Source organism: Streptomyces sp. NPDC021093, assembly GCF_044333135.1.
GTDB lineage: Bacteria > Actinomycetota > Actinomycetes > Streptomycetales > Streptomycetaceae > Streptomyces.
In genome coordinates this window covers 173,562-196,704 of record NZ_JBIRQJ010000004.1, presented here as the reverse complement: position 1 = coordinate 196,704, position 23,143 = coordinate 173,562, and the positions used below count along the sequence as shown (strand labels likewise).

Below are 23,143 nucleotides of genomic sequence, written 5' to 3'. Positions count from 1 at the left end.
AATAACGTGGCCCGCCGGAGCCCTCCCGAAACTCCCGGGCACCTGTCGGCTCCCGTTCAGCTCCAGTCACCGGCAGCGCGCAGCAGCCATTCGTGCGCCCGAGCGAGGTGTGGCTGGGCGAGCGTGCCGGTGCGTACGGCGAGGAAGTAGGTGCGCAGCGGGGGCACCGCCGGGTCGTACAGGGCGACCACGTCCCCCCGTGCGAGTTCGTCCTCGCACAGGTAGCGCGGCAGTACGGCGAGGCCCGCTCCGGCGGCGGTGGCCTGCAGGACGGCGCGCAGGTCGGGGGCGATGACGGTGCCGGCGGCGGCGGGCGGGGTGTCGAAGACGGCGGCCCAGTAGCGGGCGACGAGCGGCAGGCTCTCGTGCACCTCGACGACGGGGAGGTGTTCCAGGACGACGGCCCCTTTGTCGGCCAGGAGTTCGGGGGTGAGGTGCTTGGCCCAGCGGGGGGCGGCGACCAGGACGTGCTCCTCGTCGCAGAGAGCGGTGGCGCTGAGGAGTCCGCCGCGCGGCCGGTCGGTGGTGAGGGCCAGGTCGTGGTGGCCGGCGGCGAGGCCCTCCAGGGTTTCCTCGGCGCTGCCGAAGGAGACGCGCAGTGCCAGGCCGTGCGCGGTGAGGGGGGACAGGGCGGGCAGGGCGCGCAGCGAGGTGAACTCGGGAGGTCCGGCCAGATGGAGGGTGCGTACGCCGGACTGGTCGTCGAGGCCGGTCTCGGTGATCTCGACGAGGGCGTCGAGGTGCGGGGCGGCGCGGTGGGCGAGTTCGTCGCCGATGGCGGTGGGGGTGACGCCGCGGGCCCTGCGCAGGAACAGCGGGCGGCCCAGCTGCCGTTCCAGTGTGCGGATCTGGCCGGTGACGGCGGGCTGGGACAGCCCGAGGAGGGCGGCGGCCCGGGTGAAGGACCCGGCCCGGTGGACCGTCACGAAGGTGCGCAGCAGGGCCAGATCCATGTCATGCCTTCCGCGTTGCGCGGTGTCCGGGCTGCAGGGTCCGGGGGTACGTCCGCCCTCTGGTCCCGCCGTCCAGGCGCCGTGGTCCGGTCCCCGCCGGTGTCCTGTGAGGACGCAGTATAAATATGTCGATAGGTCTCTGTCGCTAGCGTGATTGGACACTGACGCAGAGTCAACTAGCCTTGTGCAGGCGGTTCTTCGCGCGCAGAACCGGGACGGTCCGAGCCACGAGGGGGGAGGCTCGGACCGTCCGTTCTACGTCATGCGGCTACGCAAAGCTACTTACATGGCTGCCGCATCCAGTGGTCCGCCGGCCGCTTCCAGCGCCCGCAGTACGTCGACGGTCAGGTCGTCCACGTCCTCCGCGCCCACCGACAGCCGGATGAATCCCTCCGGTACGGCGTCGCCGCCCCACCGTCCGCGCCGTTCGGCCGTGGACCGTACGCCGCCGAAGCTCGTCGCGTCGTCGACCAGCCGCAGTGCCTCCAGGAACCGCTCCGCGAACGCCTTGTCGGGCAGCGTGAAGGACACCACGCACCCGAAGCGCCGCATCTGCCGCGAGGCGACCGGGTACGACGGGTCCTCGGGCAGCCCCGGGTAGCGGAGCCCGCTCACGTACGGATGGCCGCGCAGCGCCGTCGCCAGTACCAGGGCGCTCGTGCCCTGCCGGTCGGCCCGCAACTGCAGGGTGGCCAGGGAGCGGTGCGCGAGCCAGGCCTCCATGGGGCCGGGTATCGCACCGACGACCTTGCGCCAGCGCCGTACCCGCGCCGCGAGTTCGGCGTCGCGGCAGGTCACGTATCCCAGCAGCAGGTCGCCGTGGCCGGTGAGGCCCTTGGTGCCGCTGGCCACCGAGAAGTCGGCGCCCAGGTCGAGCGGGCGCTGCCCGAGCGGCGTGGCGAGGGTGTTGTCGACGGCGACCAGGGTGTTGCCCTCGTGCGCGGCGTCGACGAGCCGGCGGATGTCGCAGACGTCGAGCCCCGGGTTGGACGGGGACTCGATCCACAGCAGCCGTGCCCCGGCCAGCTCGGCGAGCTGCGCGTCCCCCGCGGTGGGTGCGGTGCGCACGCTCACCCCGTACGCCTCCAGCTGCTCGCGCACCAGTGGCAGCGCCTGGTAGCCGTCGGCGGGGAGGACGACGGTGTCCCCGGCCTGCACCTGGGAGAGGATCACGGCGGAGACCGCGGCCATCCCGGAGGCGAAGACGACCGTGTGCGCGGCGTCGCCTCCGTTCTCCGAAGGGGGAGCCTCCAGCTCGCCGATCGCCCGCTCCAGATGGGTCCAGGTGGGGTTCTCGTCGCGGCCGTAGGTGTACGGACCCTTCGGCTCGCCCGGCAGGTGGAAGTGGGCGGCGAACACCGGGCCGGGGAGGGCCGGTTCGTACGCCGCGGGGTCGGGCAGTCCGGCTCGTACGGACCGGGTGCCGTCACCGTCCTCGGCGGACATCGGCATGCGGGTCAGTCCCTTCCGTCGGGGAGGATCATGTTGAGCGCCCAGGAGACGACGCTGATGATCAGGGCGCCGAGTACGGCGGTCCAGAAGCCCTCGACGTGGAAGGCGAGGTCGAACTTGTCGGCCAGCCACGACGTCAGCAGCAGCATCAGTGCGTTCACGACGAGCGTGAACAGGCCGAGCGTGAGCACGAACAGCGGGAAGGACAGAAGCTTCACCACCGGCTTGACCAGGAAGTTCACCAGCCCGAACAGCAGGGCGACGACGATGAGCGTGCCCACCTTGCGGCCGGTGCTGTCGCCGGTGAGGGTGATGTCCTGAACGAGCCACACGGCTACCCAGAGGGCGACCGCGTTGGCGATCGTCTTGACTGCAAAATTCATCATGTGTCTGATCGTGGCAGACATGATCGGGGAAATCAGTGCGGGCGGTGCCGGAGCGGCACGGCATTCGCGTGCGGCGAGGAGCAATGGGGCATGAAGGCATTCCGACTGGACGAGCTGGAGGCGGAGCGTGCCGCGAACGACGGCGCGTATCTGCAGTTCCTCAAGGAGAGGAACATGTCGGCCGGCCTGTACGCGCTCGACGCGGGCGACACCGACCCGCAGCAGCCGCACAGCGAGGACGAGATCTACTTCGTGGTGAGCGGCCGGGCGGCGATCACCGTGGGCATGGAGACGTCGCAGATCGCGCGGGGCAGCGTGGTCTACGTGCCGGCCGGGACGGCGCACAAGTTCCACCACATCTCGGAGGACCTGCGGGTGCTGGTCGTCTTCTCCCCGCCGGAGAGCTGAGGCCGCCGCAGTCGAGCCCGTCGCAGCTGACCCTGCCGCAGTCGAGGACGCCGCAGCTGACCCTGCCGGAGAGCTGAGGCCGAGAGTGCTTCCCCGTCCCGGGGATGTTTCACGTGAAACGTCCCCGCACGGGACCCCGGGGTTCCCTAGGGGGCGGATCAGGGGTCTTCAAGGGCTGCGCGGCCCCCGGTCGGGGTGGTCCGCCGCCTAGCATCGGAGGCAGGGAAACACCGCAGATCCGGGCAGGAACCGGACCGAAGGAAGGCAAGAAGATGGCTGCACGAGAGATGTTCGCGAGCCTGCCGGGCTGGGTGAAGTGGGTGGCGATACCGGCCCTCGTCCTGCTGGTGTTCGGCGGCGCGATCCTGGCCGCGATCGGCACGCTGATCGGCCTGCTCTTCAAGCTGCTGGTGCTGGTGGCACTGGTCGGCGGACTGATCTACGTCGTACGGCGCTTCAAGTCGTCCTCGTCGGGCGACTCTTCGAGCAGCGGTTGGTAGGTACTGGTTTCCCGTGCGGGCGTTAGCCCGCCGGGGGGAATCTGACACGTGAAAGCAACTGAGGCCCCGGGCAAGGCAGTTAGGGTGAAAAACCGCTGCCGTCACCCGGGACTCCCGCTCCCCGGCGACCGCACTGCCCCTCGGGACCCCGGGAGCGAACCATGGCCACGGCCCAGCCCACGGCCCGGCAGGCCGCCGTACCCCCACCTGCCGTGCCCGCCACCGAACCCGCACCTGCCGCCCCTGCTGCAGGCCCCACCTCCACCCCCACCCTGATCGGCTCGGTGCAGCGCGCCCTGCACCTCCTCGAAGCCGTCAGTGACCACCCGGACGGCGCCCCCGCCAAGCAGCTCGCCCGTGAGGCGGGCCTGCCGCTGCCCACCGCCTACCACCTGTTGCGCACCCTGACCCACGAGGGATACCTCCGTCGTGAGCAGGGTGTTTTCGTGCTCGGGGCCGCCGCGGGGCGGCTCGGGCGCGGGAGGCCCGGTCAGGTCCGCAGCGAAATGATCACCGAGACGATGGAGCGCTGGCGCGACACGCTCGGCGTTGCCGTGTACTTCGGGGTCTACCGCGACGGGGAGATCGAAGTGACGGCCCTCACCCAGAGCTCCGCCCATCCCGCCGTCGAGGAGTGGGCCGACTTCCGCGAAACGGCCCATGCGCATGCGATCGGCCAGTGCCTGCTCTCCCAGCTGGACACCGGGTCCCGCCTCGACCACCTCGACCGGTATCCCGTAGAGGCCATCACGCCTTACACGGTGCGCGACTGCTCGTCCCTGCTGGAGCGGCTGGCGGCAGTCGAGCGGATGCAGACGGTGAAGGAGCGTCAGGAGTACGTGCTCGGGTCCGCGTGTGCGGCGGTGCCCATCACGATCGGGCCGACGGCGGCGGTGATGGCGATCTCCGTTCCCCTCGCTCAGGAGGCCCGGCTGGGCCCCGCGATCGAACGGTTGCGCGGAGAAATCGGCGAGGTGGTCCGTTCGCTCATGTTCTCTATCAGTATCTGAAAACTCACTCCTTGTGATCTGTTACTGCTTCGAGCACGATGGCGTCAAGAGGGACGGAAGGGATCGTTCCGGCCACTTTCTTCTACGGCAGGGTTGGCGATGCGCGAGTCGGTTCAGGCAGAGGTCATGATGAGCTTCCTCGTCTCGGAGGAGCTCTCCTTTCGTATTCCGGTGGAGCTCATGTACCAGTCGAAGGATCCCTACGCGATCCGACTGACCTTCCACTTGCCCGGCGATGCGCCTGTGACCTGGGCTTTTGGCCGCGAGCTGCTGGTCGACGGAATCAACGAGGCCTGTGGAGAGGGCGATGTGCACATCTCGCCGTCCGATCCCGACGAACTCGCCGATGTGCACATCAGGCTTCAGGTCGGCGGTGACCGCGCGCTGTTCAGGGCGAGTGCGGCGCCCCTCGTGGCGTTCCTGGACCGCACCGACAAGCTCGTACCGCTCGGCCAGGAGCACACGCAGAGTGACTATGCCGGGTGCCTGGAGGGCGAGCTCGGCCGCATCCTGGCGGAGGAGAACGCGGGCTGAGAAATCGGGCCGGGAACGCGGTTTGGGCGCTGCCAGGAGCGCGGCCAGGAGCGCGGGCCGAGAGCACGCGGAGACGACACGGAGCGGCGGCCGGGGAGACCCGGCCGCCGCTCCGTCATGTGTCCCCGGCCCGCCTCAGCCCTTGCGGCGCCTTCCGCGTCCGCCGCGTACCGGCGCCGGATTGGAGGCGGCACCCGAGCGGTCGGCGGAGACGACCAGGGCGGCGAGCGCGGTGGTCACCGGCACGGAGGCCACCAGGCCGATCGAGCCGACCAGGGTGCGGACGATCTCCTCCGCGACGAGCTCGCTGTTGGCGACCGTACCGACGCTGCTCTGGGCGATCGAGAACAGCAGCAGCAGAGGGAGGGCGGCGCCCGCGTAGGCGAGGACAAGGGTGTTGACGACCGAGGCGATGTGGTCGCGGCCGATGCGGATGGCCGCCCGGTACAGGGCGCGCGGGCCCATCGTCGGGTCGGCCTGGTGCAGCTCCCAGACGGCGGAGGTCTGGGTGACCGTCACGTCGTCGAGGACGCCGAGCGAGCCGATGATGACGCCCGCGAGGAGCAGGCCGCTCATGTCGATGGAGGGGTAGAGGGTGTGGATCAGGCCGGTGTTGTCGTCGATGTTGCCGGACAGGAACGCCCATCCGATGAACAGCGAGCCGAGCAGTCCGATCAGCAGCAGCGAGATGAGGGTGCCGACGACGGCGACGGAGGTGCGCGCGGTGAGTCCGTGACAGGCGTAGAGCGCGATCAGCATGATCGCGCTGGCCCCGACCACCGCCACGATCAGCGGATTCGAGCCCTGGAGGATCGCGGGCAGGATGAACAGGGTCAGGATCGCGAAGGACGCGACGAGCGCGACCAGCGCCATGACGCCCTTCAGCCGGCCGACGACGACGACCGCGAGGGCGAAGATCCCGGCGAGCAGGGTGAGCGGAAACTTCCGGTCCACGTCGGTGACGGAGTACTGGAGCTCGCGGGGCGCGTCCGGGGCGTACGCGACGACGACTCCCTGACCCTGCTTCAGCTGCCGGGACGCGCTGGGCTGGACGATCTCGGTGAAGGTGCGGCCCTTGTCCGCGCCGGTGACGACCTCGACCGTCGCCTTCTTGCAGTCGTCCTTGGTGCCGTCGCCGCTCTGTGGTGACGACGGGTCGGCCTGCGCCTGCGGCTGCGGCTGCTCCGGCGTCGGGGCGACGTTGGCGCCCTTGCAGTCGATGGTGTCGACCTTCACGACAGTGCCCTGCTCGGTCTGCCGGTCGAAGCCCACCCCGGTGCGCTCGTGGGCCGGTGCGCCGCCCGGCCACAGGATCGCGAGCCCGACGAGTACCGCGGTGGCGAAGGGAATCAGCACCGCCGCGATCACCTTGCGCAAGTGCTTGGAGACCGGTGCCGCAGGGCCGTGACTGTGGCTGTGGCCGTGCGAATGAGCAGGTGGGGGTGGGGTCTCTGGGGGCGTCGGCAGGGACGGCGGCTGTGGTGGGGTCACCGCCCGATCATCGCAAGAACGAGGGGGGCCCTCTGTTCAGCGCGCCCGGCATGGCGTTAGCGTGGGGGCACCTTTGCACACGCGGGAGCTCGGAGCACCGGGCTGAGAGGGCGCTGACCTCCGTACACATACGTACGGAAGAGGCTGCGTCGACCGCCGAACCTGTTACCGGGTAATGCCGGCGTAGGGAGTAGGTCTCATGACCACGATGGATGCACGCACGCCTGCCTCCGCCCAGGACGGGCGCACGCCCGGCTGGCACAAGGGGTACGTCGAAGGATCGCGCCCGGACCTGAAGGTGCCGGTCCGTCAGGTGCACCTGACCAACGGGAAGGACGTGACGCTGTACGACACGTCCGGCCCGTACACCGACCCGAACATCGAGACGGACGTGCGGCGCGGCCTGGCCCCGCTGCGCGAGAACTGGATCATCGGGCGCGGTGACACCGAGGAGTACGCGGGCCGCCCGGTCCGCCCCGAGGACGACGGCATCAAGCACACGTTCCCGCGCGGGGGCCTGAAGAACCTCGACGCGGTCTTCCCCGGCCGCCCGCGCCAGCCCCGCCGGGGCCGCGACGGGGCAGCGGTCAGCCAGCTCGCGTACGCGCGGCGCGGGGAGATCACGCCGGAGATGGAGTACGTGGCGATCCGGGAGAACGTCTCCCCCGAGGTCGTACGGGAGGAGATCGCCGCAGGTCGCGCGGTGCTTCCCGCGAACGTGAACCACCCGGAGATCGAGCCGATGATCATCGGCAAGCGGTTCCTGGTGAAGGTCAACGCCAACATCGGCAACTCCGCGGTCACTTCCTCCATCGAGGAGGAGGTGGACAAGATGACCTGGGCGACCAAGTGGGGTGCCGACACGGTCATGGACCTGTCCACCGGCCGCAACATCCACACCACCCGCGAGTGGATCCTGCGCAACGCACCCGTCCCGATCGGCACCGTCCCGCTCTACCAGGCGCTGGAGAAGGTCGACGGCCGTGCCGAGGCCCTGACCTGGGAGGTCTACAAGGACACGGTCATCGAGCAGGCCGAGCAGGGTGTGGACTACATGACCGTCCACGCGGGCGTGCGTCTCGCGTACGTACCCCTGACGGCGCGCCGCAAGACGGGCATCGTCTCGCGCGGAGGGTCGATCATGGCGGCCTGGTGCCTGGCGCACCACAAGGAGTCGTTCCTGTACGAGAACTTCGAGGAGCTCTGCGAGATCCTCGCGGCCTACGACGTGACCTACTCACTGGGCGACGGGCTGCGGCCCGGCTCGATCGCGGACGCCAACGACGAGGCGCAGTTCGCGGAGTTGAAGACGCTCGGGGAACTCAACACGATCGCCAAGCGTTTCAACGTACAGACCATGATCGAGGGCCCGGGACACGTCCCGATGCACAAGATCAAGGAGAACATCGACCTTCAGCAGGAGATCTGCGAGGAGGCGCCGTTCTACACGCTCGGCCCGCTGACGACCGATGTGGCCCCCGCCTACGACCACATCACCTCCGGCATCGGCGCCGCGATGATCGCCTGGTGGGGCACCGCGATGCTCTGCTACGTGACCCCCAAGGAGCACCTGGGGCTGCCCAACCGGGACGACGTGAAGACCGGCGTCATCACCTACAAGATCGCTGCGCATGCGGCGGACCTCGCCAAGGGCCACCCGGGTGCGCAGGAGTGGGACGACGCGCTGAGCGACGCCCGGTTCGAGTTCCGGTGGGAGGACCAGTTCAACCTGGCCCTCGACCCGGACACGGCCCGGGAGTTCCACGACGAGACACTCCCTGCCGAACCGGCGAAGACGGCGCACTTCTGCTCCATGTGCGGGCCGAAATTCTGCTCGATGAAGATCTCGCACGACATCCGGCGTGAGCACGGGGGGACGGCGGAGGAGATCGAGGCCGGCATGGCGGAGAAGTCCAAGGAGTTCGCCGAGGCCGGCAACCGGGTCTACCTGCCGATCGCGGACTGAGCAGGTCGTCCGGCCGGGTCCGGGGGCACCCCCGGGCGAGCACGGTCTGCCGATCGCGGACCGAACACCTCCGTGACGGACTGAGTACCAGGACAACGGAGTTGACGGCTCCGGACCACTCCGGTCATTCCGGTTTGTGGTCCGGGCCGCCGTAGTCGGGACTGGAGAAGTCCGGGCTGGAGTAGCTGGGGCGGGTCTTGTGCCCGTTGCCGTTGGTGCCGCTGTGCTCGCTGGGGCTGCCGAAGTCGGGCCGTGAGTACCCCAGACCGGGGATGCGGTTCTGCCGGGGCGGATCGGGGACGGCGGGCGCGGTCTCGGGCGGATTGGCGAGGGCGTCGCGCAGGAACGGGACGACGCCCCGCTCCAGCAGGGCTTCCTTCCAGGCTTCCCTGGCCCGGTCGACCTCCTCGCTGCCCGCATCCCGGTGGCCGACCTGGAAAGCGGTCGAGCCGTTGCGCAGTGCGGTGAACAGCAGCCCGACGGCCGCGCCGAGCAGCCCCGCCGCGGTGAGCGCGCCGAACACCCAGCCGGCGGTCAACAGCGCCTCGGCGATGGCCGGTGCCGGGTCGAGCATGCTCAGCAGATAGCCGACCAGCAGCAGCACCACGGCCGCGATCCCGGCCAGTACGGGCGTGAGGACGGCGACGACGGCGACCGCGCCCGCACCGGTGGCCTCCGCGTTCTCTCCGACTCCGGGCGTGAGCAGGGTGCCGGGAGTGGGGACGGCAGGTGCGCGCAGTTCCTCGCGCGCCTTGACGTAGTGGTCGTACTCGGCCGACGCGTGAGCGGCGATTATCGCGCTGGCGCTGAGCGCCATGGTGCGCAACTGCTCGCTGTTCAGCCGCTGTCCCAGCGCGGCGAGATCCGGGCGTTCGTGCGCGGTGCGCAGTGCTTCGTCGAGGGTCCGCTCGAACTCCGGGCGGTCCTCGGTCAGCAGGTGCGGAGCGCTGTTCATGTGCATCCCCCGATGCTCCGTAGGGCCGGGTTGCCCGCTTCGGTGGGCGGTTGGGCGGAAACGGAGGAGAGCCTGCTACGGATAACCCGATGGTAGAGCGGTTACGGCACGGGGTGACAGGGGGTTTGCGGAAATTGGCCCGGCGGTGGGGGCGTGCGCGCCGGGCGCGCGTACACCCCCGTAACGCTCAGTCACCCAGCGGGAGTTGGACCACCAGCAGTTTTCCGGCCATGGTCACGCCGCCGTCCATGGCGATGGCCAGGGAGTCGGCGTAGACGTGCGGACCTTCGACGACCGGCCCCGAGCTGCCCTCTCCGTCCCCGGAGTCCTCGTTGCCGACCTCGCCGAGGAGGTACGGGATAGGGCTGTGACCGTGGACGATGCGCTCGCCGCCATATGCGTCGAGCAGTTCCCGTACGGCGTCGGAGCCGCCTTCGTCACGGAACGCGAAACGCTTGGTGAATTTCCGGAAGACGTCCCAGCACTCGTCCGCGTCGTTACGCGTGAGGATGGCGTGAACCGTGTCGTTGACGTCCTCGATGGTGGAGCCGTAGTCGAGGTAGGCGGTCGTGTCGGAGTGGGTGAGCAGATGCCCGTCCTCCAGGGCCACCGCGTCGAGGCGGGCCATCCACTGGAGGTGGACGTCCTGGAGGCGCTCCATGTCGTGCTTCTGGCCGCCGTTGAGCAGCCAGGCGGCCTGGAAGGTGGCGGTGCCCGCGCCGGAGTTGACGGGGGTGTCGCCGAACCTGCGGGCACCCAGCAGCAGCAGTTCGTGGTTGCCCATCAGGGCCTTGCAGTAGCCGCCGGCCGCCGCCGCCTCGGCGGACAGCCGCATCACCAGGTCGATGACGCCGATGCCGTCCGGGCCGCGGTCGGTGAAGTCGCCGAGGAACCAGAGGCGGGCGTTGCCGGCCGCCCAGTGGCCCTCGTCGTCGATGAGGCCCTGCTCGTGCAGGGCGTCCAGCAGCTCCAGGAGGTAGCCGTGCACGTCGCCGACAACGAACAGCGGGCCGAGACCCTCGCCGTCGGGACGCTCCTCGAAGTCGGGCTGCGGGATGCGCTGGGTGTCGCCCGGCCCGCCGCCGCGGTCCTCCCTGCGGATCACCGGGAGGTCGCGCTGGGTGGGCGTGTAGCCCTCGGGCTCGTCGCCCTCCTCGTACGCCTGCTCGGTGTCGTACGACTGCTCCGGCCCGTACGCCTGCTCCGCGTCGTGCATCTGCGCGCCGTCGAGCGCCTGCTTGGCGTCGAAAGCCTGCTTGCTGTCGTACGCCTGCTTGGCGTCGTACGAAGCGACGGGAGCCTGGGCATAGGGAGGTACCCGGAAATCCCGCAACGTCGCCGTACGCACCGCGGGTCCCTGACCGGCCCCCTGAGTCATTGACCCCTCCACCACCGTCGCACCGCCGTACACCCTGGGGGCCCACCTGGTCTCGGGTGGTCCGCCGTGTCGTGCGCCCATCATAGGAATGCGGCCCGCGCTGTGTGAGGCACCAGGGGTGGTGAATCCGGGTACACCCCCAGTTCACCGGTTGTTTCGTCCCTATTGCGGAGATCGGTCCCGGTGTTGATTTCGGGGCGGCACTCCGCTGCCGCCCCGACGGGTCCGTCGGTCAGTCCGCCGAGGGTGAGCGCGGGGCGCTCACGGTGGTGCGCGGGGGACGCCGCTGGGAGGACGTACGGATGATGAGTTCGGTCGGTATCACCTGCTCGACGGGCTGTCCGGTGTCCAGTCCCTCGATGGCGTCGATGAGGAGCTGGACGACAGCGGTGCCGATGCGGCGGGGTTTCAGCGAGAGGGTCGTGATGGGCGGCTCGGTGCTCGCGTACACGGTCGATTCGGAGCAGCAGACGAGAAGCAGGTCCTCGGGGACCCGCAGCCCGTAGCGGCGGGCGGCGGCCAGCAGGTCGGTGCCGTTGGGGTCGAAGAGTCCGTACACGGCGTCCGGGCGGTCCGGGCGGGCGAGCAGCCGGTCGGCTGCGACGGCGCCCGCGCACGGGTCGTGGGCGGGGTAGGACTCGTACACCGGATCCTGGCCGACGCGCTCGCACCAGCGCAGGTAGGCGGTGGTGGAGAGCCGGGTGTAGGTGTCGGTGGTGGTGCCGGTGAGCAGGCCGATGCGGCGTGCGCCGGCGTCGGCGAGGTGGTCGAGGAGTTCGAGTACGGCGGCCTCGTGGTCGTTGTCGACCCAGGCGGTGACCGGGAGGGTCCCGGCCGGGCGGCCGTCGGAGACGACGGGCAGCCCCTGGCGCATGAGTTCGGTGACGACCTGGTCCTCGTCGGAGGGGTCGATGACGACGGTCCCGTCGAGTGCGACGTTCTGCCACACGTCGAAGGGACTGTGCCGGGAGGAGGCGGGGAGGATGACGAGGGCGTAGCCGCGGGCGAGCGCGGCCGAGGTCGCGGCTCTGGCCATCTCCGCGAAGTACGCGAATTCGGTGAAGGTGAAAGGTTCATCCCCGTACGTGGTGACGGTCAGGCCGATGAGGCCCGACTTACCGGTACGGAGCGTGCGGGCCGCTGCGGACGGGCGGTAGCCCAGCCGCTCGGCGACCTCGCGGACGTGGCGGCGGGTGGCGTCCGGGAGCCGGCCCTTGCCGTTGAGGGCGTCGGAGACAGTCGTGATGGAGACACCGGCCGCGGCGGCAACATCCCGGATGCCTGCACGTCCTGGCCGACTGCCTCGCCGGGGTGTCTCGGTCCGGCTCACCTGATGCTTCCCTGCTGCTGTCATGGCGACCCGATAGTAGGGCGCAGAGGGCCGGTTGGCGTCGGCGCATATGCGCGGATTGACAGGCACGTTTCTGCACAGGGAAATGTGGTCAATGACCTTGGAAGCCAAGGGAGTTAGGGGGATTGGAGCCTTGGAGTCCGGTGGCTGGCGGCGTACGTCCGGCATCTGCCCGAGGTCTCGAAGAGGTCTCAACTCACCACTTCGGGGGACGCGCGCCACGGCGTGAGCCACCGGCGCGTGCGGAGAGCGGGGGCGCGCCCCCTGTCTGTCGCGCCGCCCGGGACGGACTTCTGCGGCCCCTTCGCAGCGCCGCCCAATCCTCATAGGGTGAGCAGTATTGGTGGTACGTACGGTCGAGGAGGACCTTAAGTGAGCGAGACGAGCGGTACGAGCGCGACGAGCCCCAAGCTGCGCGCGGTGCTGGACGGCATCCCCACGTACAAGCCCGGCAAGCCGGCCGCGGCCGCCGACACCGACGGCCCGGCGGCGTACAAGCTGTCCTCCAACGAGAACCCCTATCCTCCGCTCGCGGGTGTGATGGAGCGTGCGATCGCTGCGGCCGGTGACCTCAACCGGTACCCGGACATGGCCTGCACGGGGCTGATGGAGGAGCTGGCGGTCCGTTTCGCCGTGCCCGTTTCGCACCTGGCGACCGGCACGGGATCGGTCGGCGTCGCGCAGTCGCTGCTGCAGGCGACCTCGGGCCCGGGCGACGAAGTGATCTACGCCTGGCGGTCCTTCGAGGCGTACCCGATCATCACGCAGATCAGCGGTGCGACGTCGGTCAAGGTCTCGCTGACCGACGGCGACGTGCACGACCTGGACGCGATGTTCGACGCGATCACCGAGAAGACCCGGCTGATCTTCGTCTGCAACCCCAACAACCCCACCGGCACCGTGGTCCGCCGGGCCGAGCTGGAGCGCTTCCTGGACCGGGTGCCGAAGGACGTCCTGATCGTGCTGGACGAGGCGTACCGGGAGTTCATCCGCGACGAGCAGGTGCCGGACGGCATCGAGCTCTACCGGGACCGGCCGAACGTCGCGGTGCTGCGGACCTTCTCCAAGGCGTACGGACTGGCCGGGCTGCGGGTCGGCTTCGTCGTGGCGCACGAGCCGGTCGCGGCGGCGCTGCGCAAGACGGCGGTGCCCTTCGGCGTGAGTCAGATCGCGCAGGAGGCGGCCGTCGCGTCGCTGCGCGCGGAGGGCGAGCTGCTGGAGCGGGTGGACGCGCTGATCGCCGAGCGGGCCCGGGTGTACGAGGCGCTGGCCGGGCAGGGCTGGACGGTGCCCGTGACGCAGGCGAACTTCGTGTGGCTGCGGCTGGGGGAGCGTACGACCGACTTCGCGGCGGCCTGCGACAGGGCGGGTGTCGTGGTGCGGCCGTTCGCCGGTGAGGGCGTGCGGGTGACGATCGGTGAGACCGAGGCGAACGACCTGTTCCTGAAGGCGGCGGAGGCGTTCCGCAAGGAGCTGTAGCGCTGTCGCCGTGGTGTGCCTGGTGCCCCTGTGAGCCGTGAAGCGGCTTGTGGGGGCATCGGCTTTTTGGGGGGACCCCCCTGGATCCTTCCGAATGGCCGTGCGACATAATGCTTGTGAATGTGAACGCGTTCACAAGCGTGTCCCTGTTCGTCCCCTGATTCATGGGATTAAAGGGGCAAACTGCCGCTGTGACCGTGCCCGTGAATGCGGATGTGGCTTCGGCGACGTAAGGAGAGACGACGTGGAGCTGGCTCTGGCGCCAGAGACCCTGGCGCGATGGCAGTTCGGTATCACCACCGTCTATCACTTCCTGTTCGTCCCCCTGACGATCTCGCTCGCCGCGCTCACCGCCGGCCTGCAGACCGCCTGGGTGCGGACCAACAAGGAGAAGTACCTCAAGGCGACCAAGTTCTGGGGAAAGCTCTTCCTCATCAACATCGCGATGGGGGTGGTCACCGGCATCGTGCAGGAGTTCCAGTTCGGCATGAACTGGTCCGACTACTCGCGCTTCGTCGGCGACATCTTCGGTGCGCCGCTGGCCTTCGAAGCGCTGATCGCGTTCTTCTTCGAATCGACCTTCATCGGGCTGTGGATCTTCGGCTGGGACAAGCTGCCCAAGAAGATCCACCTCGCCTGCATCTGGCTGGTGTCGATCGGCACCGTCCTCTCCGCGTACTTCATCCTGGCGGCCAACTCCTGGATGCAGCACCCGGTCGGCTACCGGATCAACGAGGAGCGCGGGCGGGCGGAGCTCACCGACTTCTGGAAGGTGCTCACCCAGGACACCGCGCTCACCCAGTTCTTCCACACCATCACCGCCGCGTTCCTGGTCGGCGGCGCGTTCCTGGTCGGCATCGCCGCCTTCCACCTGGCGCGCAAGAAGCACATCCAGGTCATGCGGACGTCCTTGCGGCTCGGCCTGGTCACCGTGGTGATCGCGGGGCTGATGACCGCGATCAGCGGCGACACCCTCGGCAAGGTCATGTACAAGCAGCAGCCGATGAAGATGTCGGCCGCCGAGGCCCTGTGGGAGGGCGAGGGACCCGCGCCGTTCTCGATCTTCGCGATCGGTGACGTCGACAAGGGCCACAACCGGGTCGCCATCGAGATCCCCGGAATACTGTCCTTCCTCGCCCACAACAACTTCACCGAGTACGTCCCCGGCATCAACGAGATCAACAAGGCCGAGCAGGAGAAGTTCGGGCCCGGCGACTACCGGCCCAACATCCCCGTCGCCTACTGGGGCTTCCGCTGGATGATCGGCTTCGGCATGGCGTCCTTCGGCCTCGGCCTGCTCGGGCTGTGGCTGACCAGGAAGAAGTTCCTGCTGCCACCAGGTCTGCGGACGGGTGAGGACGAAGTGCCGAATCTGGTGCTCTTCCGCAAGAAGGCACTCAGTCCACGTCTCGCGTCCCTCTACTGGGTCGTCGCCCTGTGGACCATGCTCTTCCCGCTGATCGCCAACTCGTGGGGCTGGATCTTCACCGAGATGGGCCGTCAGCCCTGGGTCGTCTACGGCGTCCTGAAGACCTCGGCGGCCGTCTCCCCCGGCGTCTCGCAGGGCGAGGTGCTCACCTCGATGATCGTCTTCACCCTGCTGTACGCGGTCCTCGCCGTGATCGAGGTCAGGCTGCTCGTGAAGTACGTCAAGGCCGGACCCCCGGAGCTCACCGAGGCCGACCTCAACCCGCCCACGAAGATCGGCGGCGACGACCGCGATCCCGACCGGCCGATGGCCTTCTCGTACTGAGGACTGGGGAACTGCTGTGGAACTCCACGACGTCTGGTTCGTGCTCATCGCCGTCCTGTGGATCGGCTACTTCTTCCTGGAGGGCTTCGACTTCGGGATCGGCGTACTGACCAAGCTGCTCGCCAAGGACCGCAAGGAACGACGGGTCCTGATCAACACCATCGGGCCCGTCTGGGACGGCAACGAGGTGTGGCTGCTGTCTGCGGGCGGTGCCACCTTCGCGGCCTTCCCCGAGTGGTACGCCACCCTCTTCAGCGGGTTCTACCTGCCGCTGCTGCTCATCCTGGTCTGCCTGATCGTGCGCGGAGTCGCCTTCGAGTACCGGCACAAGCGGGACGAGGACCGCTGGCAGACCAACTGGGAGCACGCGATCTTCTGGACCTCGCTGCTGCCGGCCTTCCTGTGGGGCGTGGCCTTCGGGAACATCGTGCGGGGCGTGAAGATCGACGGGGACATGGAGTACGTCGGGAACTTCCTCGACCTGCTCAATCCGTACGCCCTGCTGGGCGGCCTGGTCACACTGACGCTGTTCACCTTCCACGGTGCGGTGTTCGCGGCACTCAAGACGCTCGGTGACATCCGGACGCGGGCACGGGCGCTTGCCCTGCGACTGGGTGTGCTGACCGCCGTACTGGCGCTGGTCTTCCTGATCTGGACCCAGGTCGACAAGGGCGACACCAGCAGCCTCGTCGCGCTGGTCGTGGCGGCTCTGGCGCTCGTCGTGGCCATCGCGTGCACGGCGGCCGGGCGGGAAGGCTGGGCGTTCGCCCTGTCGGGTGTGGCCATCGCGGCCGCGGTCGCGATGCTCTTCCTGACGCTCTTCCCGAACGTCATGCCGTCCTCGCTGAACGAAGCCTGGAACCTCACCGTCACCAACGCCTCGTCCAGTCCGTACACCCTGAAGATCATGACCTGGTGCGCGGGGATCGCCACTCCGGTCGTGCTGCTCTACCAGGGCTGGACGTACTGGGTGTTCCGGAAGCGGATCGGCACGCAGCACATCGCCGACTCGCACTGATGCCGTTCCCGTTCCTTAGTGGTCCCTAGTGGGGGATGTTTCACGTGAAACCGATCGACCCGCGTCTGCTCCGGTACGCCCGTGCCACCCGCTTCTTCCTCGGGGCGGTGGTGGTCCTCGGGCTCGCCGGGGCGGGCCTGGTCGTCGCCCAGGCGATGCTCATCGCCGAGGTGGTGGTCGGGGCCTTCGAGGACGGCCTGGGGTCCGGCGGGCTGCGGACCCCCTTGATCCTGCTGGCGGTTGTCGCCCTCGGGCGGGCGCTGGTGGCCTGGCTGACCGAGCTCGCCGCGCACCGGGCGAGCGCGGCGGTCAAGTCCGAGCTGCGGGGGCGGCTGCTGGAACGGGCGGCCGGTCTCGGGCCCGGGTGGCTGGACGGACAGCGGGTGGGTTCGCTCATCGCGCTGGCCACGCGGGGCGTGGACGCCCTGGACGACTACTTCGCGCGCTATCTGCCGCAGTTGGGGCTCGCGGTCGTCGTGCCCGTCGCGGTGCTCGCGCGGATCGTCACCGAGGACTGGGTGTCGGCGGCGATCATCGTGGTGACGCTGCCGCTGATCCCGCTCTTCATGATCCTCATCGGGTGGGCCACCCAGTCCCGCATGGACCGGCAGTGGAAGCTGCTGTCACGGCTGTCCGGGCACTTCCTGGACGTGGTCGCCGGGCTGCCGACGCTCAAGGTGTTCGGGCGGGCCAAGGCGCAGGCCGAGTCGATCCGGGCCATCACCGGTGAGTACCGGCGGGCCACCATGAAGACGCTGCGGATCGCCTTCCTGTCGTCGTTCGCCCTGGAACTGCTGGCCACCCTGTCGGTGGCGCTGGTCGCGGTCACCATCGGCATGCGGCTCGTGCACGGTGAACTCGACCTGTACACCGGGCTGGTCATCCTCGTCCTGGCGCCGGAGGCATATCTGCCGCTGCGACAGGTCGGGGCGCAGTACCACGCGGCCGCGGAAGGGCTGTCGGCCGCCGAGGAGATCTTCGCGGTGCTGGAGACCGGGCTGCCGGCGGGCGGCTCGGCCGATGCGCCGGTCTCCGGTGCGCTGCGGGTGGAGGGTGTGACCGTACGGCACGAAGGGCGTGCGGCGGCCTCGCTGGAAGCGGCGTCCCTGGAGGTCGGGGAGGGCGAGACCGTTGCCCTCGTCGGGCCGAGCGGCGTCGGCAAGTCGACGCTGCTGAACGCGGTGCTGGGGTTCGTACCGCTGGAACGGGGACGGGTGCTGGTCGGGGACACCGACCTGGCGACCGTGGACCCGGAGAAGTGGCGGGAGCGGGTGGCTTGGGTGCCTCAGAAGCCGCACCTCTTCGCCGGGACCGTCGCCGAGAACGTACGGCTGGCGCGCCCCGAGGCCGATGACGCGGCCGTGCTGGAGGCGCTGCGGGACGCCGGGGCGTACGACTTCGTGACCGCGCTGCCGCAGGGTGCCGAGACCCTGCTCGGCGAGGACGGGGCCGGGATCTCCGCCGGGCAGCGGCAACGGCTCGCGCTGGCGCGGGCGTTCCTCGCCGATCGGCCCGTACTGCTGCTCGACGAACCGACTGCCGCGCTGGACGGCGAGACCGAGGCGGGCATCGTCGAGGCGGTGCGACGGCTCGCGGTGGGGCGGACCGTGCTGCTGGTCGTGCACCGGCCGGCGCTGCTGGCGGTGGCGGACCGGGTGGTGGAGCTGGCGGCGGCGGATGCCGCTCCGGGCGGCTCCGTGCCCGCTCCACGTGGAGCGGGTGTGCGGTCGTCGGGGGAGCCGGCTCCGGCGTCGGCCGACGATGTTTCACGTGAAACAGGGCCGAGGGCCCGCGGCGCGGCAGGCGGTGCGCTGCGCCGGGTGCGGCAGGACGCGGGCGAGCAGCGCGGGCGGCTCGGACTCGCCCTGCTCCTCGGGAGCCTGGCGCTCGGTTCGGCCGTGGGGCTCATGGCGGTGTCCGGGTGGCTGATCTCGCGGGCCTCGGAGCAGCCTCCGGTGCTGTATCTGATGGTGGCGGTCACCGCGACCAGGGCGTTCGGTATCGGGCGGGCTGTGTTCCGGTACGCGGAGCGGCTGGTGTCGCACGACGCGGTGCTGCGGATGCTGGCGGACATGCGGGTCGCCGTGTACCGGCGGCTGGAGCGGATCGCGCCCGCCGGACTGCGCGAGACCCGGCGGGGGGACCTGCTGTCGCGGCTGGTCGCCGATGTGGACGCGCTGCAGGACTACTGGCTGCGGTGGGCGCTGCCCGCCGGGGCCGCCGTCGTGGTGAGTGCGGCGGCCGTCGGGTTCACGGGCTGGATGCTGCCGGAGGCCGGTGCGGTGCTGGCCGTCGGGTTGCTGGCCGCCGGTGTGGTGGTGCCGCTGGTGAGCGGTGCGGCGGCGCGGCGGGCGGAGCGGCAGCTGGCTCCGGCTCGGGGCGCGCTGGCCGTAAGGGTGGCCGATCTGCTCGGTGGAGTGGGCGAACTGACGGTGGCGGGCGCGCTGCGGCGTCGTCTCGCCGCCGTACGGGACGCGGATGCGGTGCTGACGCGGATCGCCTCGCGCGGGGCGTCGGCGACCGCGCTCGGCGGGGGGCTTTCGGCGCTGGTGTGCGGGCTGACCGTGGTCGGGGCCGCATGGGTGGGCGCACAGGCCGTGGCGGACGGGCGGCTGGCCGGGGTGCAGCTCGCCGTGGTGGTGCTGACGCCGCTGGCCGCGTTCGAGGCGGTGACCGGGCTGCCGCTGGCCGTGCAGTACCGGCAGCGGGTGCGGCGCAGTGCGGAGCGGGTGTACGAGGTGCTGGACGCGCCCGTACCCGTACGGGAGCCGGAGACGGCCGCGGTGGCGCCCGCGTCGCCCTTCCCCGTGGAGGTACGGGGGCTGTCCGCCCGGTACGCGGGGCAGGAGCGGGACGCGCTGACCGGGGTGGACCTGACGCTGGAGGCCGGGAAGCGGGTCGCGGTCGTCGGGGTGAGCGGGGCGGGGAAGACGACCCTCGCGCAGGTGCTGCTGCGGTTCTTGGACGCGGCGGAGGGCACGTACACGGTCGGAGGCGTGGCCGCCGACTCGCTCGACGGAGACGACGTACGGCGGATCGTGGGGCTGTGCGCGCAGGACGCGCACCTCTTCGACAGTTCCGTACGGGAGAACCTGCGGCTGGCCAGGACGGATGCCGACGACGCACAACTGCTGGACGCGCTCGGGCGGGCCCGGCTGCGGGACTGGGTCGAGGCCCTGCCCGAGGGGCTCGACACCCTGGTCGGCGAGCACGGGGCGCGGCTGTCCGGCGGGCAGCGGCAGCGGCTCGCGCTGGCCAGGGCGCTGCTGGCCGACTTCCCCGTCCTGGTACTGGACGAACCGGCCGAGCACCTGGACCTGGCGACGGCCGACGCGCTGACGGCCGACCTCCTGACCGCCACCGAGGGCCGGACCACGGTGCTGATCACGCACCGGCTGCAGGGTCTTGAGGACGTGGACGAGGTGGTCGTGCTGGACGGGGGCCGCGTCGTGCAGCGCGGCACCTTCGCGGCGCTGGCCGGGGAGGACGGGGCGCTGCGGCGGATGCTGGAGCGGGAGAGGGCGGCGGAGTCGGTGGCGCGGGCGGCTGTGTCGGCCGGGTAGGCGGCTTGCGCCGGTGGCGCAGGTGGTTTCCGTCAGTGGCGTAAGCGGTCCAAACGCCCGCTGGTCGACTTTCCCCTTTAAATAGGACTAACTAGTCTCAAGGGCATGTCAGTGCAGCAGGACTCGCCCGCCCCACAGGACCCCCTAGACGCAGCGACGGAGGCGACCCGCAGTCTGCAGGGGCTGTCGACCGAGCTCACCGCGCGGGTGCCGCAGCTGCTGGAGGCGATGCGGTCGGTGGGTTCCGGCCTCGAACTGCACTCCACCCTGGACCGGATCTGCGAGACCGCGGCCGAGCTGGCCGATGCCAGGTACGCGGCGATCGGGGTCGTCGACGACGAGGGCGACGGGCTCTCCGACTTCGTGACGTACGGCGTGACCCCGGAGGAGGCGGCGACCATCGGGCAGCTGCCCGGCGGGCACAAGGGGCTGCTCGGGGCGCTGATCATGGATCCGGAGCCGGTACGGCTCGCGGACCTGACGGCGGACCCCCGGTTCGCGGGCTTCCCCGCGCACCACCCGGTGATGCGGACCTTCCTCGGTGTACCGATCCGGGTGCAGGGCGAGATCTTCGGCAACCTCTACCTCGCCGAGAAGAACGGCGGCGGCGAGTTCAACAACTATGACCTGCACATGCTGCGGGTGCTGGCCACCGAGGCCGGGATCGCCATCGGCAACGCCCGGCTGTACGAGGCGGCCCGCCAGCGGGAACGGTGGATCGACGGGTCGGTGGCCGTGACGACGGCGCTGCTGTCCGGGGGCGACGTGGACGACGCGCTGACCGTGGTCGCCGAGCAGGCGCGGCGGCTGGCGGACTCGGCGGCCGGGATGGTGCTGCTGCCCGTCGAGGAGGGTGGCCTGGAGATCGCGGCGGTGTCCGCCGACGACCCCGCGGACTCGCTGGGCAAGGTGGTTCCGGCGGAGAGTCCGATCGTGGCGCTGCTGCTGGGCGGCGACTCCGTGTTCGTCACCGACTCCGCCACCGATCCGCGCATGATCACCGACTTGTCCGGGCGGTACGGGCCGAGCATGCTGCTGCCGCTGCACAGCGGCGGCCGGGTGCTGGGCGCACTCGCCACACCGCGTGCGCGGGGCGGGAAGCCGTTCACCGAGGCGGAGCGGATCCTGGCCACCCAGTTCGCCTCGCAGGCGGCGCTCGCGCTGATGATGGCCGAGTCGCAGCGCGACCGGGAACGCCTCGCGGTGTACGAGGACCGTGATCGCATCGCCCGTGACCTGCACGATCTCGTCATCCAGCGGCTGTTCGCGACGGGGATGATGCTGGAGGGCGCACAGCGCAGGTCGGTCGTGCCGGAGGTGCAGGAGGGCGTCGGCAAGGCCGTGGACGAGCTGGACGTGACGATCCAGGAGATCCGGACGGCGATCTTCGCGCTCCAGCAGGGACCGGCCGAGGCGCCGTCCGGGCTGCGCACCAGGGTGCTGCGGGAGATCAACATGGCGGCGGTGCCGCTGGGCTTCAAGCCCGCGCACCACTTCGTCGGGCCGGTGGACGCGCTGGTCGGCGAGCTGACCGGCAAGAACCTGATCGCGGCGCTGCGGGAGGCGCTGTCGAACGCGTTCCGGCACGCCGAAGCGTCACGGATCGAGGTCGTCGTCGACGCCACGGTCACCCTGGAGGACGGCCGGCGCGCGGTACGGCTCACGGTGGCGGACGACGGGGTCGGCATCCCGGAGGGCGGGCGCCGCAGCGGGCTGCGCAACCTGGGCCGGAGGGCGGAGGCACTGGGAGGCTCCAGCTCGTACGGGCCGGGGCTGGGCGACGGGGGCGGAGGGACGGCGGTGGTCTGGGAGGCGCCGCTCTAGAGAGCGAGGCGGGTGTGGGTAAGGGGCGTGCTCCCAGGAGTACGCCCCTTACCGCTTACTGCTTATCGCGTATCGCTTACGGTGCCTGCGGCTGATCCCCGGCCCGAGGTGCTGCAGGCACCGGACCCGTGTGCGCCGCTGCCCGGCCCGAGGCGTTGCCGCCGCTCGCCCCGTGTGCCGCTACTGGGGGCGCTCCGCCAGGATCTGCTCGATGACGGCCGCGACGCCGTCCTCCTCGTTGAGGGCGGTACGGCCCGTGGCGACGGCCAGGACCGCCGGGTGGGCGTTGCCCATGGCGTACGAACGCCCAGCCCAGGCCAGCATCTCGATGTCGTTCGGCATGTCGCCGAAGGCCACGACCTCCTCGGGGGCGATGCCCCGCTCGGCGCAGCAGCGGGCCAGAGTGCTCGCCTTGGAGACGCCAGGGCCGCTGATCTCCAGGAGCGCGGTCGGGCTGGAGCGGGTGACCGAGCCGAGGTCGCCGACCGCAGCCCGTGCCAGGTCGAGGAAGTCGTCCGGGGCGAGCGAGGGGTGGTGCACCAACAGCTTGATCACGGGGTCGCCGTTGCCGGGGACCTCCTCGTGCAGCAGTTCCTCGGCGGAGGCGATGCTCGCGGCCGGGTCGAACTGGAAGGGCGGGTAGGCCGGCTCGTAGTGGATTCCGGTGGTCAGCTCCACGGCGAAGGAGGTGCCCGGAACGGCGGCGCGCAGCGCGGTAACGGTGGCGCGGGCGTCGGCTCTCTCCAGGGGGCGGACCTCGATCAGCTCGCCGCCCGCGTGCAGGTCGACGACGGCGGCACCGTTGGCGCAGATCGCCAGGCCGTGGCCGTGCACGTGTGCGCTGACCACGTCCATCCAGCGGGCGGGCCGGCCGGTCACGAAGAAGACCTCGATGCCGGCTGCTTCGGCGGCGGCGAGGGCGGCGACGGTGCGCGGCGAGACGGACTTGTCGTCGCGCAGCAGGGTGCCGTCCAGGTCGGTGGCGATCAGGCGCACGGGAGTGGGCGCGGCTGCGCCGGGGCCGGTACCGGCGCCGTCGGCCGGGCGGGGGCGGGGGGCGGTAGCTGAGGTCACCGTTTCATCCTCTCGCATGAAACGCACGGACGTGCGAAAGGGTGCACA

18 protein-coding genes and 1 riboswitch are annotated in these 23,143 nt (G+C 70.4%); of the genes, 10 read left to right on the top strand and 8 right to left on the bottom strand.

Annotation, left to right across the window (positions count from 1 at the left end):
• Nucleotides 1-56: 56 nt before the first annotated feature.
• The 3 genes from ACH4SP_RS13365 to ACH4SP_RS13355 all read right to left on the bottom strand — a co-directional run bounded on the left by ACH4SP_RS13365 (nt 57) and on the right by ACH4SP_RS13355 (nt 2,791).
• Nucleotides 57-953, bottom strand: a complete 897-nt coding sequence (locus tag ACH4SP_RS13365; protein WP_398414000.1) for a LysR family transcriptional regulator — start codon at nt 951-953, stop codon at nt 57-59.
• Nucleotides 954-1,235: 282 nt separating this feature from the next.
• The gene (locus ACH4SP_RS13360; protein WP_398413998.1) at nt 1,236-2,405 is read right to left on the bottom strand and encodes a cystathionine gamma-lyase; all 1,170 of its coding nucleotides are present in this window, start codon (nt 2,403-2,405) and stop codon (nt 1,236-1,238) included.
• A gap of 5 nt (nt 2,406-2,410) precedes the next feature.
• The gene (locus ACH4SP_RS13355; protein ID WP_398413995.1) at nt 2,411-2,791 is read right to left on the bottom strand and encodes a phage holin family protein; all 381 of its coding nucleotides are present in this window, start codon (nt 2,789-2,791) and stop codon (nt 2,411-2,413) included.
• Nucleotides 2,792-2,881: 90 nt separating this feature from the next.
• On the opposite strand from ACH4SP_RS13355, the gene ACH4SP_RS13350 reads away from it, so the two are divergent.
• The 4 genes from ACH4SP_RS13350 (at nt 2,882) to ACH4SP_RS13335 (ending at nt 5,243) form a co-directional block, all read left to right on the top strand.
• Nucleotides 2,882-3,199, top strand: a complete 318-nt coding sequence (locus ACH4SP_RS13350) for a cupin domain-containing protein (protein ID WP_362413358.1) — start codon at nt 2,882-2,884, stop codon at nt 3,197-3,199.
• Between the two features lie 272 nt (nt 3,200-3,471).
• On the top strand, nt 3,472-3,699 hold the full coding sequence (locus ACH4SP_RS13345; protein WP_398413992.1) for a DUF5326 family protein: 228 nt from the start codon (nt 3,472-3,474) through the stop codon (nt 3,697-3,699).
• Nucleotides 3,700-3,860: 161 nt separating this feature from the next.
• A complete protein-coding gene (locus tag ACH4SP_RS13340) occupies nt 3,861-4,709 on the top strand; it encodes an IclR family transcriptional regulator (RefSeq protein ID WP_398413989.1) in 849 nt (282 codons plus the stop codon).
• Between the two features lie 99 nt (nt 4,710-4,808).
• Nucleotides 4,809-5,243 (top strand): SsgA family sporulation/cell division regulator, encoded by a 435-nt coding sequence (locus ACH4SP_RS13335; protein ID WP_398413987.1) that lies wholly within the window; start codon nt 4,809-4,811, stop codon nt 5,241-5,243.
• A 135-nt stretch (nt 5,244-5,378) separates the two neighbouring features.
• Here ACH4SP_RS13335 and ACH4SP_RS13330 read toward each other — a convergent pair whose 3' ends face one another.
• Entirely contained in the window at nt 5,379-6,710 is a 1,332-nt protein-coding gene (locus ACH4SP_RS13330) for a YibE/F family protein (RefSeq protein ID WP_398415064.1), read from the bottom strand.
• A 95-nt stretch (nt 6,711-6,805) separates the two neighbouring features.
• Nucleotides 6,806-6,941: riboswitch (TPP riboswitch) on the top strand.
• Here ACH4SP_RS13330 and thiC point away from each other — a divergent pair.
• Nucleotides 6,934-8,700: a phosphomethylpyrimidine synthase ThiC gene (gene thiC / locus ACH4SP_RS13325; RefSeq protein WP_398413985.1), complete on the top strand. Its 1,767-nt coding sequence runs from the start codon at nt 6,934-6,936 to the stop codon at nt 8,698-8,700. Its footprint overlaps the riboswitch before it by 8 nt.
• Before the next feature lie 124 nt (nt 8,701-8,824).
• Here the strand turns inward: thiC and ACH4SP_RS13320 are convergent, their stop codons facing one another.
• From ACH4SP_RS13320 to ACH4SP_RS13310, 3 genes are all read right to left on the bottom strand, one after another.
• Nucleotides 8,825-9,661 (bottom strand): hypothetical protein, encoded by an 837-nt coding sequence (locus ACH4SP_RS13320; protein WP_398413983.1) that lies wholly within the window; start codon nt 9,659-9,661, stop codon nt 8,825-8,827.
• A gap of 181 nt (nt 9,662-9,842) precedes the next feature.
• A complete protein-coding gene (locus tag ACH4SP_RS13315) occupies nt 9,843-11,048 on the bottom strand; it encodes a metallophosphoesterase (RefSeq protein ID WP_398413981.1) in 1,206 nt (401 codons plus the stop codon).
• A 217-nt stretch (nt 11,049-11,265) separates the two neighbouring features.
• Nucleotides 11,266-12,387, bottom strand: a complete 1,122-nt coding sequence (locus ACH4SP_RS13310) for a LacI family DNA-binding transcriptional regulator (RefSeq protein WP_398413978.1) — start codon at nt 12,385-12,387, stop codon at nt 11,266-11,268.
• A gap of 369 nt (nt 12,388-12,756) precedes the next feature.
• Here ACH4SP_RS13310 and hisC point away from each other — a divergent pair, with 369 nt between their 5' ends.
• From hisC to ACH4SP_RS13285, 5 genes are all read left to right on the top strand, one after another.
• The gene (gene hisC, locus ACH4SP_RS13305) at nt 12,757-13,863 is read left to right on the top strand and encodes a histidinol-phosphate transaminase (protein WP_398413975.1); all 1,107 of its coding nucleotides are present in this window, start codon (nt 12,757-12,759) and stop codon (nt 13,861-13,863) included.
• A gap of 244 nt (nt 13,864-14,107) precedes the next feature.
• The gene (locus tag ACH4SP_RS13300) at nt 14,108-15,616 is read left to right on the top strand and encodes a cytochrome ubiquinol oxidase subunit I (RefSeq protein ID WP_398413974.1); all 1,509 of its coding nucleotides are present in this window, start codon (nt 14,108-14,110) and stop codon (nt 15,614-15,616) included.
• A gap of 16 nt (nt 15,617-15,632) precedes the next feature.
• Complete coding sequence (gene cydB, locus ACH4SP_RS13295) at nt 15,633-16,634, top strand: cytochrome d ubiquinol oxidase subunit II (RefSeq protein ID WP_398413972.1); 1,002 nt, start codon at nt 15,633-15,635, stop codon at nt 16,632-16,634.
• A gap of 44 nt (nt 16,635-16,678) precedes the next feature.
• On the top strand, nt 16,679-20,197 hold the full coding sequence (cydD, locus tag ACH4SP_RS13290) for a thiol reductant ABC exporter subunit CydD (protein WP_398413970.1): 3,519 nt from the start codon (nt 16,679-16,681) through the stop codon (nt 20,195-20,197).
• A gap of 105 nt (nt 20,198-20,302) precedes the next feature.
• Nucleotides 20,303-22,021, top strand: a complete 1,719-nt coding sequence (locus ACH4SP_RS13285) for a GAF domain-containing protein (RefSeq protein WP_398413968.1) — start codon at nt 20,303-20,305, stop codon at nt 22,019-22,021.
• A gap of 180 nt (nt 22,022-22,201) precedes the next feature.
• Here ACH4SP_RS13285 and ACH4SP_RS13280 read toward each other — a convergent pair whose 3' ends face one another.
• Complete coding sequence (locus ACH4SP_RS13280; RefSeq protein WP_398413965.1) at nt 22,202-23,095, bottom strand: HAD family hydrolase; 894 nt, start codon at nt 23,093-23,095, stop codon at nt 22,202-22,204.
• Between the last annotated feature and the right edge of the window lie 48 nt (nt 23,096-23,143).

Excerpts from the sequence above, each read along its gene's own strand:
- ACH4SP_RS13360 (WP_398413998.1), bottom strand. The coding sequence starts at position 2,405 with ATGCCGATGTCCGCCGAGGACGGTGACGGCACCCGGTCCGTACGAGCC.
- ACH4SP_RS13320 (WP_398413983.1), bottom strand. The coding sequence starts at position 9,661 with ATGCACATGAACAGCGCTCCGCACCTGCTGACCGAGGACCGCCCGGAG.
- ACH4SP_RS13310 (WP_398413978.1), bottom strand. The coding sequence starts at position 12,387 with ATGACAGCAGCAGGGAAGCATCAGGTGAGCCGGACCGAGACACCCCGG.
- ACH4SP_RS13285 (WP_398413968.1), top strand. The coding sequence starts at position 20,303 with ATGTCAGTGCAGCAGGACTCGCCCGCCCCACAGGACCCCCTAGACGCA.
- ACH4SP_RS13335 (WP_398413987.1), top strand. The coding sequence starts at position 4,809 with ATGCGCGAGTCGGTTCAGGCAGAGGTCATGATGAGCTTCCTCGTCTCG.
- ACH4SP_RS13340 (WP_398413989.1), top strand. The coding sequence starts at position 3,861 with ATGGCCACGGCCCAGCCCACGGCCCGGCAGGCCGCCGTACCCCCACCT.
- ACH4SP_RS13365 (WP_398414000.1), bottom strand. The coding sequence starts at position 953 with ATGGATCTGGCCCTGCTGCGCACCTTCGTGACGGTCCACCGGGCCGGG.
- thiC (WP_398413985.1), top strand. The coding sequence starts at position 6,934 with ATGACCACGATGGATGCACGCACGCCTGCCTCCGCCCAGGACGGGCGC.
- ACH4SP_RS13350 (WP_362413358.1), top strand. The coding sequence starts at position 2,882 with ATGAAGGCATTCCGACTGGACGAGCTGGAGGCGGAGCGTGCCGCGAAC.
- ACH4SP_RS13345 (WP_398413992.1), top strand. The coding sequence starts at position 3,472 with ATGGCTGCACGAGAGATGTTCGCGAGCCTGCCGGGCTGGGTGAAGTGG.
- ACH4SP_RS13355 (WP_398413995.1), bottom strand. The coding sequence starts at position 2,791 with ATGATGAATTTTGCAGTCAAGACGATCGCCAACGCGGTCGCCCTCTGG.